This window comes from Arsenophonus sp. (assembly GCA_031446085.1).
Lineage (GTDB): Bacteria > Pseudomonadota > Gammaproteobacteria > Enterobacterales > Enterobacteriaceae.
In genome coordinates, this window is sequence record CP132901.1 from 256,893 (window position 1) to 269,216 (window position 12,324).

General features: G+C 20.5%; 11 protein-coding genes. 6 read left to right on the forward strand and 5 right to left on the reverse strand.

Annotation, left to right across the window (positions count from 1 at the left end; genetic code table 11):
• The first annotated feature begins 1 nt into the window (after position 1).
• Together glyQ and glyS are read left to right on the forward strand one after the other, a co-directional pair.
• Complete coding sequence (gene glyQ, locus RA161_01215; protein WMY97674.1) at positions 2 to 886, forward strand: glycine--tRNA ligase subunit alpha; 885 nt, start codon at positions 2 to 4, stop codon at positions 884 to 886.
• 29 nt (positions 887 to 915) lie between these two features.
• Entirely contained in the window at positions 916 to 2,970 is a 2,055-nt protein-coding gene (gene glyS / locus RA161_01220; GenBank protein ID WMY97675.1) for a glycine--tRNA ligase subunit beta, read from the forward strand.
• Between the two features lie 36 nt (positions 2,971 to 3,006).
• On the opposite strand, the gene RA161_01225 is transcribed toward glyS, so the two are convergent.
• The gene (locus RA161_01225) at positions 3,007 to 4,191 is read right to left on the reverse strand and encodes an N-acetylmuramoyl-L-alanine amidase (GenBank protein WMY97676.1); all 1,185 of its coding nucleotides are present in this window, start codon (positions 4,189 to 4,191) and stop codon (positions 3,007 to 3,009) included.
• A gap of 172 nt (positions 4,192 to 4,363) precedes the next feature.
• On the opposite strand from RA161_01225, the gene RA161_01230 reads away from it, so the two are divergent.
• The 3 genes from RA161_01230 (at position 4,364) to murI (ending at position 8,562) form a co-directional block, all read left to right on the forward strand.
• Positions 4,364 to 5,674, forward strand: coding sequence for an amino acid permease (locus RA161_01230; protein WMY97677.1), 1,311 nt, complete (start codon positions 4,364 to 4,366; stop codon positions 5,672 to 5,674).
• A 121-nt stretch (positions 5,675 to 5,795) separates the two neighbouring features.
• On the forward strand, positions 5,796 to 7,664 hold the full coding sequence (gene sppA, locus RA161_01235) for a signal peptide peptidase SppA (protein WMY97678.1): 1,869 nt from the start codon (positions 5,796 to 5,798) through the stop codon (positions 7,662 to 7,664).
• Positions 7,665 to 7,728: 64 nt separating this feature from the next.
• Positions 7,729 to 8,562, forward strand: a complete 834-nt coding sequence (murI, locus tag RA161_01240; GenBank protein WMY97679.1) for a glutamate racemase — start codon at positions 7,729 to 7,731, stop codon at positions 8,560 to 8,562.
• Between the two features lie 15 nt (positions 8,563 to 8,577).
• Here murI and RA161_01245 read toward each other — a convergent pair whose 3' ends face one another.
• Positions 8,578 to 9,090, reverse strand: a complete 513-nt coding sequence (locus RA161_01245; protein WMY97680.1) for a CinA family protein — start codon at positions 9,088 to 9,090, stop codon at positions 8,578 to 8,580.
• Positions 9,091 to 9,255: 165 nt separating this feature from the next.
• Between RA161_01245 and metK the strand changes: the two genes are divergently transcribed.
• A complete protein-coding gene (gene metK, locus RA161_01250; GenBank protein ID WMY97681.1) occupies positions 9,256 to 10,413 on the forward strand; it encodes a methionine adenosyltransferase in 1,158 nt (385 codons plus the stop codon).
• A gap of 24 nt (positions 10,414 to 10,437) precedes the next feature.
• On the opposite strand, the gene RA161_01255 is transcribed toward metK, so the two are convergent.
• From RA161_01255 to ygfZ, 3 genes are read right to left on the reverse strand one after another with little or no spacing between them, the layout of a single operon-like run.
• A complete protein-coding gene (locus RA161_01255; GenBank protein ID WMY97682.1) occupies positions 10,438 to 10,992 on the reverse strand; it encodes a phosphatase PAP2 family protein in 555 nt (184 codons plus the stop codon).
• Between the two features lie 33 nt (positions 10,993 to 11,025).
• Entirely contained in the window at positions 11,026 to 11,304 is a 279-nt protein-coding gene (locus tag RA161_01260; GenBank protein WMY97683.1) for a glutaredoxin domain-containing protein, read from the reverse strand.
• A gap of 50 nt (positions 11,305 to 11,354) precedes the next feature.
• Positions 11,355 to 12,263, reverse strand: coding sequence for a tRNA-modifying protein YgfZ (ygfZ, locus tag RA161_01265; protein ID WMY97684.1), 909 nt, complete (start codon positions 12,261 to 12,263; stop codon positions 11,355 to 11,357).
• Between the last annotated feature and the right edge of the window lie 61 nt (positions 12,264 to 12,324).

The window sequence follows — 12,324 nt, forward strand, 5'->3', positions numbered from 1 at the left end:
AATGAATAATTCAAAAAAAATGGAAACTTTTCAAGAATTAATAACAAAATTAAAAAATTATTGGATTAAATATGGATGTACTATTGTTCAACCTTTCGATATAGAAATAGGTGCTGGAACTGCACATCCAATAACATTTTTTAATAGTTTAGGTCAAAAATCAGCTAGTTTTGCTTATGTTCAACCTTCAAGAAGACCTTCTGATGGTAGATATGGAAAAAATTCAAATAGATTACAAAAATATTATCAATTTCAAGTTATTATCAAACCATCATTAGATAATGTACAAGATTTGTATCTATCTTCATTAAAAGAATTAGGCATTAATTTAAACATTCATGATATTCGTTTTATAGAAGATAATTGGGAAAGTCCAACATTAGGAGCGTCTGGACTTGGATGGGAAGTATGGTTAAATGGGATGGAAATTACACAATTTACCTATTTTCAACAAGTTGCTGGTATTGATTGTAATCCAATAACTTGTGAAATCACATATGGTTTAGAACGTTTAGCAATGTATATACAAAATTCTAATGATATATTTTCAATTTTATTATCTAATAACATAGATAATAAATTACATTATAAAGATATTCATCTTGAAAACGAAATACAACAATCGAAATATAATTTCGAATATGCTAATATTCAATTCTTAATAAATGTTTTTAATGAATATCAAAAGGAAATTATTTATTTATTAGATTTAAAACCTCCATTGTATTTAACAGCCTATGAATATACATTAAAAATAATACATATATTTAATATTCTAGAATCTAGAAAATCTATTTCCATCACAGAAAGACAACGTTATATATCTAAAATAAGAAAATTAATAAAAAAAATAGGAAAGATTTATATTTCTAATCAAAATAAATAAATTTTTTAATACTTTTAAAGGAAAAAAATATGAATCAAACTTTTTTAGTTGAAATTGGTACTGAAGAATTACCATCAAAATACATTCATAAAATTATTTTTTCTTTAAAAGAAAAAATTAAAGAGCAATTAAAAAAAAATTATTTTTCTTATAAAAGTTTATTTTATTATGCAACTCCCAGACGTTTAGCAATAAAAATTGTTCATATTCATTTCACCAGAGAATATAATTCTCTTATTAATTCAAAAAAATTTTGTAACAAAATTCAATCTTTTCAACAAAATTTTTTAAATAATCAAAAAGAAAAATATTTTTCTAGAAAAAAAATTTCTTCTTTAGATCTAAATAATGAAAATATATATAAAAAAAATGATATAAAATTTGATATTAAAGAATCATTATTTTTAATTTTTAAAAAAACACTTAAAAAAATATCAATTCCTGAATCAATGCGTTGGGGTGTTGGAAAAACGTATTTTATTCGTCCTATTCGAACATTTACAATGTTGCTTAATCATCAATTGATTGATGGAGAAATACATGGAATTAAAAATAAAAGATTCATTTTAGGACACAGATTTATAGGAAAAAGAAAAATTAAAATTAATTTTGCTGATGAATATCCAAATATTCTATTTAATCATGGAAAAGTCATTGCTGATTATCAGCAAAGAAAAGATACTATAGTCAAACAATTAAAAAATAAAATTAAACAAATTAATGGCGTTATAAAAATTTCTTCTTCTTTATTAGAAGAAATTACATATTTAGTTGAATGGCCAGTAATATTAATTGGTCAATTTGACAAATTTTTTTTATCTCTTCCAAAAGAGATAATAGTAACTATTATGGAAAAAAACTTAAGGTATTTTCCTATTTACAATAATAAAAATCAATTAATGCCTTATTTTGCTTTCGTTTCTAATATTGATTCAATAAAACCTCAAGAAATTATTATTGGAAATGAAAAAGTAATTAATGCACGTTTTTTAGATATAAATTTTTTTTTAAAAAAAGATCTTAATTTATCCTTAGAAAAATATTTACCTTTTTTAAAAAAAATTACATTCCATAAAAAATTGGGATCTTTATATGATAAAACAAAAAGATTAGAACTTTTTTCATCGTTCATTGCTAATTATATTAATGGAAATGTATTTTATGCACAACGTGCTGCATTACTATCAAAATGTGATTTAGCTACTTCTATGGTTTTTGAAATGCCTCACTTACAAGGTGTCGTAGGTATGTATTATGCAGCACATAATAAAGAAAAAAAAGAAATAGCCATTGCAATTAAAGAACACTATCAACCTTACTTTCATGGAGATCATGTTCCAAATTATAAAACTTCTGATATATTAGCTATTACAGATAAGATAGATACGTTGGTTGGTATTATAGGAACAAATTCTAATAATGAAATAAAAAGTGACAAAGATCCTTTTGGTTTACGTCGATTAGCTTTTGGAATATTATCAATTATAATTAAAAAAAAATATGATTTAGATTTATCTATTTTAATCGATAAATCAATAAAATTATATCAAAATAAATTAAACAATACAGAAACTAAAAAAAAAGTATTAAATTTTTTATTAAAAAAAATTAATAGTTGGTATATTGCAAGAGGTTATAATAAAAATGTTATCAAATCAGTACTAAATGTATCCCCAACCAATATGATTGATATTGATATAAAAATTAATACAATCACATATTTTAAAAAAAATAAATTGATGCAGAACATAATAAAAATTTATAAAAGAATTTTTAATATATTACAAAAAAATAATATAGAATTAAACAACAATATTGATTTTAATCAATTAATTTATAATGAAGAAATAGAATTAGCCTCAAAAGTAGTATATTTAGAAAAAATATCAATTCCTTTATTTTCTTATAGAAAATATAAAAAAATATTAATTAATATGCTTGAATTAGAAAAAAGTATAGAATTATTTTTTCAAAATGTTATTATTTTAGATAAAAATGATAAATTAAAAAAAAATCGTTTGACCATTTTATATAAAATACATAATTTATTTTTTAAAATCACTAATTTTTCATTATTACTATAATTTTTATTTAAAATAAAAAAAATGAAGTTAAATAAATTAGAGATAATATTTTGTATAAAAAGATTGTATTCCTAAAAAAATAGATTTTGCTATTTGTTTTTGAAAATTAATATTATTTAATTTCTTTTCCTCTTTTTTATTACTAATAAAATCTAGTTCAATAAGAATTGAAGGAATTCCAGGGGATTTCAAAACTTGAAATGTAGATTGTTCAACATTTTTTTTGTGTAAAGTATTAATTTTTTTTATTTGATTTAAAATTTCAGCACCAAATTTTAAACTAGTTCTAATAGTAGCTGTTTGTACCAAATCAAAAATAGTATGATCTAAATATTTATCACCACTTTTTTTAAAATTATCTATACTATAAATAGAATTTTGTGTTTTTGATAAAAAAAGTGCTAAGTTACTTGTCGCTCCTTTTTTGGATAAGGCAAATATTGAAGAACCTTTAGCATTTCGATTAGTGAATGCATCCGCATGAATTGATATAAAAAAATCTGCTTTTACTTTTTTTGCTTTTTCGATTCTAGTATTTAATGGAACAAAAACATCATATTCACGAGTTAAATATCCTTTCATATAAGGTTCTTTATTAATAAAATATTTTAATTTTTTTGAAACCTCTAAAACTATTTTTTTTTCTGTAGATTTAAAGTAGCCTATAGCTCCAGGATCTTGACCTCCATGACCTGGATCTATCATAATAATAATTGGTTGATGTTTTTTTTTATTGATTAAAAAATGATTTTTTTTAAATACAAGATTATTTTTTTGATTGTTAAGTTTTTTATCATCAAAATAAAAATCAAAAATTGAACGAAATTTAAAATGATTAATAGGATCAATACGTGATGTTTTTAAAAAAATTTTTTTTTTGTTTTTAAACACAAATCTGACTGTTTTTTTATTAAATTGTCCAATTCTTAATAATTCTATATTTGGTTTAAACAATATTTTTTTTTTATTAATAAATTTTAAAACTTCTTTTAAAGAAACATTTTCAAAATCTATTACTAATCTTTTAGGATTTAACAAAGTAAAATATTTATAATTTAAATACTTACTAGATTCTATTGTCATTCGAGTATAAGCATTTGAATGACCAATACGAATTGCAGATATATTATTTGCTTGAACGAAGTTGATTAAATTTACTTTCAATATAACAATAAATAAAATTTTTTTTAAAAAAAATATAATTTTTTTAATTTTTTTCATTAAATTATAACATATATCACAATATTGATAAGTAATAAAAAATGTAATTTAAAGTTACTTATCTTATAAAAGATCTTTTTTAAAATTTATTAAAATAATAATTGACATAAAAAGTATTATATATAGAATTTTTTAATTCTAAATTAAAATTTAGAAATAAAGGAATATATATTTGAAAAATAAAAAACTGAATTTATTTCATTTAACTATTTTAGTAATGAATTCTATTTTAGGAATAGGAATTTTTAGTTTACCTCAAAACATAGCTCAATTTTCTTCAGCTTTTGCCTTAATTATAACTTGGATTATTACAAGTATAGGAATTATATCTATTACTATATCTTTAGTTTTATTATCTAAATTTAAACCTAATTTAGATGGAGGTATATACAGTTATGCTAAATCAGGATTTGGAAATACAGTAGGTTTTTTATCAGCGTGGGGCTATTGGATATCAGCAATTATTTCCAATATTTCTTATTTATTAATTTTTTTTTCTTCATTAATGATTTGCATCAATATATTTACTATTAATTTTTTAAAAAATACAAATCAAATAAATTCTTTTATTGTTGAATCTATTTTTTTATGGAGTATTCATTTAATAATATTACACGGAATCAAAATTACAAAATTAATTTATAATTTATCTACTATAGCTAAGTTATTACCATTAATTATATTTATTTTTTTTAATATTTTGAATTTTGATAAAAATATTTTTTATTCTGATTTCTATGGTATAGAGATGAATATTCCAATATTAGAACAGATTCAAAATACCGTTTTAATAATTTTGTGGTTATTCATCGGAATAGAAGGTGCTATTGTAATATCAAGAAAGTCCAAAAAAAAAAAATTTATAGGATATGCTACATTATTAGCAGTATTCTTCATATTATTACTTTATATAATAATCACATTTATTTCTATAGGAAATATTTCAAGATCTAATCTTGCATTGATAGAAAATCCATCTATTATTACAATTTTAATAAATCAAATAGGAAAATATGGAAAAATTATTATTACTTTTAGCTTTATATTTGCAATGTGCAGTTCCTATTTGACTTGGATGATTTTAGCTATAGAAATTCCATATTTAGCATCACTAGACGATATTTTCCCTAAAATCTTTAGTTTAAAAAATAAAAATGATATTCCATATTATTCTTTATGGATTACAAATTTTATGATTCAATTTTCTTTAATGTTAATTCATATATTTAAATATACCAATTATACTAAATTATTGACTATTGCATCAGAAATAATTTTAATTCCTTATATTTTTGTAAGTAGTACTTTAATAAAAATATCCTTCAATAAAAAAAAGATTCTTACTATATTTGTTGGTTTTATTAATATACTTTATTTTATTTGGTTAATATATAGTTCTAAATTAATTTATTTGTTTTTATCTTTTATTTTGTATTTAATCGGATTTTTTCTATTTTTTATTAAAAAAAAATATTTTCTATAGATAACTATTTTAATTTAATTAAATTCTGTGATAGATTAAAAAAATAAAAATTTCTTTATTTTTGTAAAAACTATTACTATTTTTTATAAATATTTTTAAAATAATGCTTTTGAAGGTTAATATGAAAAAAATAAAAAATATTATTATTTTATCTATTAAATATATTCTAAAAGTATTGACTTTTATTAAAAAAATGGTTTTAAATTTTCTTTTTTTTATTACCATTTTTAGCATCTTTTTTCTTTATTTTTCTTATTATAAAAATGAAACAAAAAATATTAATGAATATTATGGTGCTTTATTATTAGATTTAAAAGGAACAGTCACTAATGAATCATCTTTTCTTTCATTATTACATCAAAATGGAAATCAAATATTTCATAAAAAAAATAGTAACATAGAAAAAAACTCATTGTTTGATATTATTTATATAATTAGATTTGCAAAATATGATTCTGCAATTAAAGGTTTAATTTTAAAATTAGATGATTTTAAAAATACTGATTTAGAATCTTTGGAATATATTGGAAAAACTATTAAAGAATTTAAAGAATCAAAAAAACCTGTTTATGCAGTTTCTAATGAATACAATCAATTCCAATATTATCTAGCTAGTTTTTGTGATTTTATATATTTAAATCAAGCAGGTCAAATTAATATTAATGGATTTAGTAAAAATCAACTTTATTTTAAAAAATTTTTAGAAAATCTAAATATTCATACCTATTTATTTCGAATAGGAGAATACAAATCAGCAATTGAACCATTTATGAGAAATAGTATGTCTCAAGAAATACGCCAAATAGAATGTAATTTGTTAAATTCATTGTGGAATTATTGTATAACAAGCATTGCTAAAAATCGTAACATTCCAAAAGAAAATATTTTCCCGGGAGACAAATTATTTATTGAAAAAATCAAAAAAAATAATGGAAATTATATCAAATATGCAATTGATAATAAATTGGTCGATGAAATTTTTACTGATTTTTGGACAAAAGAAGAATTTATAAAAAAATTTGGATTTAATAAAAAAAATAAAAAATTCAATTTCATCAGTATATATAATTATGCTAATCTTATTTTTAATCAAAAAAAATATCAAAAAAAAGAAAAAAAAAACATTGCTGTTATTACAGCAAATGGTTTAATTATGAATGGTGTTAAAGGAAATAATATTGCAGAATCTCAGACAATCATTGAAGAAATAAGAAAAGCAAGACTTAATTCTAATATAAAAGGAATTATATTAAGAATTAATAGTCCTGGTGGAAGTGTATTTGCTTCAGAATTGATTAGAAATGAATTAGTTTTGCTAAAAAAAAGTAATAAACCTATTGTAGTATCAATGGGCAATATAGCTGCTTCAGGAGGATATTGGATTGCAACAGCATCAAATTATATTATTGGACATCCAACTACAATAACAGGATCTATTGGTATTTTTGGAATAATACATACTTTTGAAAAATCTTTGAATAAAATTGGCATATATTCCAATGAAATATCAAATTCAAAATTATCAAATTTTTACTATACTAAAGATATTAGTAAAGAATATTTAGAAAATATGGAATTAAATTTAAAAAATTATTATCAAACTTTTTTAAAATATGTTTCTGAATCAAGACAAAAAAATATAAAAGAAATTGAAAAAATTGCTAGAGGAAGAATATGGACTGGATTAGAAGCATATAATCATGGATTGATTGATCAATTAGGTAATTTTGATGATGCTATGAATAAAATTAAAGAATTAACTGGAATTAAACATGAAATAATTGATTGGAATTTTGAAAATCATTCTTTTTTTGAAAATATTTATATCAAGTTAATAGGATTTTACAAAAGTTTATTTGTAAAAAATTTAAACAATAATATTTATAAAAGAATTAATAATTTCTTTAATGAGCAAATACGATTATTATTTATAATGAATGATCCAAGAAATTCTTATGCATTATGTATTTACTGTACCAATATCTATTAACTTTATATATTCTTATTATTTCTTATATAATAAGAATATATATTTCATAAATTTTTCTTAATTAATGAAAATTAATAAAAAATGTTTTTTAAAAAATTTAAAAATTTCTTCTTATATTTTAATTTTCGATTCAGGAATTGGAGGATTATCCATTTATGATGACATAGTAAAAATATTTCCAAATATGAATTATATTTATTTTGTCGATAACGACTATTTTCCATATGGAGAAAAACAGTCTAATATCATTATTCAACGAGTGATAGATTTATTAAATTATATTTATAAAAAACATAATTTATTAATAGTTATAATTGCATGTAATACTGTTAGTACAATTGGATTAAAAATTTTAAGAAAAAAATTTCATTTTCCAATAATTGGAGTTTTTCCAAATATTCCACTAGCTACAAAATTGACTAATAACGGTATTATTGGAATAATTGCAACGAATTTGACAATTAGTGGTAATTATATTCAAAAAATAGTTAATAAATTATCTACTTATTATGAAATTAAAACTATTAGTTCTCCAGAACTAGTAGAATTAGCAGAAAAAAAAGTCTATAAAAAAAAAATTGATAAAAGTGTAATCTTAAATACATTAAAACCTTGGACTCAAATTAAAAAAAGACCTGATATCATAGTATTAGGTTGTACACATTATAATTTTTTATATCAAGAAATAAAAAAAGAATTTTTTAATAAAATTTTACTACTAAATTCTAATTTAGTAGTCTTAAAAAAAATATTTTGTATTTTTGATAAAATAAAAAAAAAAAATTTTTACAAAAAAAAAAACTTAGTTTATTATACAAAATTTTTTTATCAAAAAGATATTTTTCTTTCTCTATTTAAAGAAAGGGGTTTTGAAATATTTAAAAAAATATCATTTTAATCAATAAAACTATTATTAATCTATAATGACTTCATTAATTAATGTTAATAATGTATATTTTACTGCTTGCTTTCTAATTGATATTCTATTCCCTTTAAAATGACAACAACGAGATAATGTTTTTCTATTTTTTTCTCTATTAGCAAATCCAAACCATATTACACCAACTTTATCATTTTTGTTATTTTTACATAAATGAGGACCAGCAATGCCAGTAATTGATGCAGAATAATCTGATTTTGAAATTTTTAATACTTTTTCTGCCATTTTTATAGCAGTATATTCACTTACAACACCATAACGTTCTAGATTACCTAAATTGATTTTTAAAATATCTTTCTTAGATTCATTAGAATATGTAATAAAGCTTTGATTAAAATATTTAGAACTTCCAGGTATATCAGTAATAACTTTTGACACCCATCCACCAGTACATGATTCTGCAAATGTTATAGTTTTTTTATTTTTTGCTAAAATTGAACCTAAAATTTTACTTAAATAATGAATTTTTTCTTCTTTATATATCATATAAACTATTTCGTTTTTATTTGTAAGATAGTTGATATCTATTGATAATAATAGTATAGATATAATAGAAAATAAAACAAATCAGAAACTAAATTATTTTTTAATAAAATTATTATATAAATTCGATAAACTTTTATAAAAAAAATTAAGTTAAAAGGTCATAGTATGAACATGCATTATTTTACTTCTGAATCAGTTTCGGAAGGACATCCTGATAAAATGGCAGATCAAATTTCAGATGCAATTCTAGATACTATTTTAATGAATGATATTCAAGCACGTGTTGCATGTGAAACATATATTAAAACTGGAATGGTAATAATTGGTGGAGAAATTACAACAAAAGCATCAATCGACATAGAAGAAATTACTAGAAATACGATACGTCAAATTGGTTATTACAATTCTGATTTTGGATTTGATGGAAATTCTTGTGCTATTATTAGTACAATTAACAAACAATCTCAAGATATTAAAAGAGGGATAAATAACGATAACCCTTTAAAACAAGGTGCAGGAGATCAAGGAATTATGTTTGGTTATGCAACTAATGAAACAAAAACATTTATGCCTGCACCTATTATATATGCACATCGCTTAGTTAAACAACAATCTAAAATTAGAAAAAAAGGTATTTTACCATTTTTAGGACCAGATGCAAAAAGTCAAATTACGTTTTGTTATAAAAATAATAAAATCTATTCTATAGATACTATTGTTTTCTCTACACAACATAAAAAAAGTGTAAATCAAAAAACAATATACGAAGGAGTAATGGATGAAATTATTAAACCTATAATTCCAATATCATTATTAAAAAGAAATACTAAATATTTTATAAATCCAACTGGTCGTTTCGTAATAGGAGGACCTACTGGAGATTGTGGACTAACAGGAAGAAAAATTATAGTTGATACTTATGGAGGTATGGCTAGACATGGAGGAGGATCATTTTCAGGAAAAGATCCTTCAAAAGTAGATAGATCAGGAGCATATGCAGCACGTTATGTAGCAAAAAACATTGTTGCTGCTGGTCTGGCAGAAAAATGTGAAATTCAAATTTCCTATGCTATAGGACTATCAAAACCAATATCTATTATGATTGAAACTTTTGGTACAGAAAAAATACCAAATTATAAAATTATTGATTTAATAAATCATTTTTTTGATCTCACTCCTTATGGAATTATTAAAACACTTGATCTTTTACAACCAATATATAAAAAAACTGCAGTATATGGACATTTTGGAAGATCTGAATTTCCATGGGAAAAAACAGATAAAATTAATATATTAAGAGATGCTGCAAATATAAAATTATAAAAAAATATATATAAAAATAAAAAATTAGTATTTTAAAAAAAATTTTTTTATACTTTTAAAAAAATAATTTACAAGAAAAAAAACAAATATTGATAAAAATAAAGATCCAACAATATCTATTGGCCAATGCAAACCTAAAAAGATTCGTGAAATTCCTATCAGATTAGTTATAATAAAGAAAAATATTCCCATATTCTTATTAATATTAAAAAAATTCCATGTCAAAATATAACTAATCAAAGCATGATTACTTGGAAATGATGAACTTGAAATATGATATATAGAATATACATTTAACTCAGAATCAAAAGGTCTTTGAGTAGGATAATAAAATCTAATTAAACTAGATATTATTAATCCTAATAATATTGAAAAAAATAATTGAAAAATAAATTTCTTCTTTCTTAAAGAAAGCATTTTTTTTTCAAAAATAAAAAAAAATATACCTAATATAGGTAATAAAAAAATTAATTTACTTGCAAAAAAAATAAATATAGTAATTAAAAATTTAGAAGTCTGTTCATTAGCATTTATAAAATAAAATATTTTTATATTTATCTGTTTTATTAAATCAAACAATATATTTAATATCCTTTAAATAAATTTTTTCCTTCAAAATATATTTTTTTCAACATATCTTTTAAATTCTTCATATCCACCAATATATTTATTTTCTATAAAAATTTGAGGAACAGTTTTAATTTTTTTCTTTAGATTTTTTATAAGAAAAAAATTGCTATGTTCCTTATTATTGATATCAATATATTCATGTTGATATATAACATTATCTTTACATATTTTTTTAGCTAAATTTATAGCAGAAACACAATACGAGCATTTAGAACGACCAAAAATGTAAATTTTTTTATGATTTTTTGATAAATTATTCATATTTTTTTCCATAAAATTTATTTTTCTTCGATTAATTACTTATACCTTTATTATATTTTAATTTTTAATCTACTATCTTTTTGATTTTTAATTCTAAAAATACTATTAAATGATATCATTTTATTACGTATTACAGCTTGAATATCAAAATATTTATCAAATATAAGTACAACAGATAAAATTGTACCAACTTTTTTCCAATAGCTATTTATTTTAAATTCTATTTCTTCTCCTATATTTGGAAATAAATTGCAAATTCCACTTAAACAATACATAGAATAATTATTAATTTTTTTATGTTTAACCTTAACAATATTTTCTTGTCCAAGATAGCATCCTTTATTATAACTGATACTGAATGGTATTGCATCTAAATTTAAATATTGAGGAAAAAATTTTTGAATGTTTTGATTTTCAATAATAGGATATCCTCCATTTATCTCCAAAGATAACCATTGATTATGATCAATGGTATAAATTAAATCTTTAAATATATTTTGATACTGTATATTATTTGTAACTAACAAAAAACGTTCAATAGGATTTTGAATATACAAAAGTATATTATCCTTCAAATAAACAATATTTTTATTTAAATCAGGTAATGTTTTAAAATATTTTTTTAAAATATTCTTAATATTTTCCCCAACTAATCCTAATATTGTTACATTTTTTTTTATATCAATTGAAATTTTAGAAAAAATAGCATATTTTTTAAATACATTTATTTGATCTTTTATTAAGTTATTTTTAATAATATAAGCATACCCTTTTTTATATTGAAAAATTCTAAAAACATGTAAGACTTTTCCATATGAATTACAATGGGCTGTAAAAATATATCTTGTATTATTTATAAATTTAACGTCTCCAGTTATCTGTTCTTGTAAATATTTTTTTGAATCTGGACCAGAAATTTGTACCAATTTCCATTGATCAAGTAATATAATTTGTCTCATAAAAGTATTCTAATGTATATTTAAAATAATTTATATTTTATTTTAAAATTAAATGATTTGA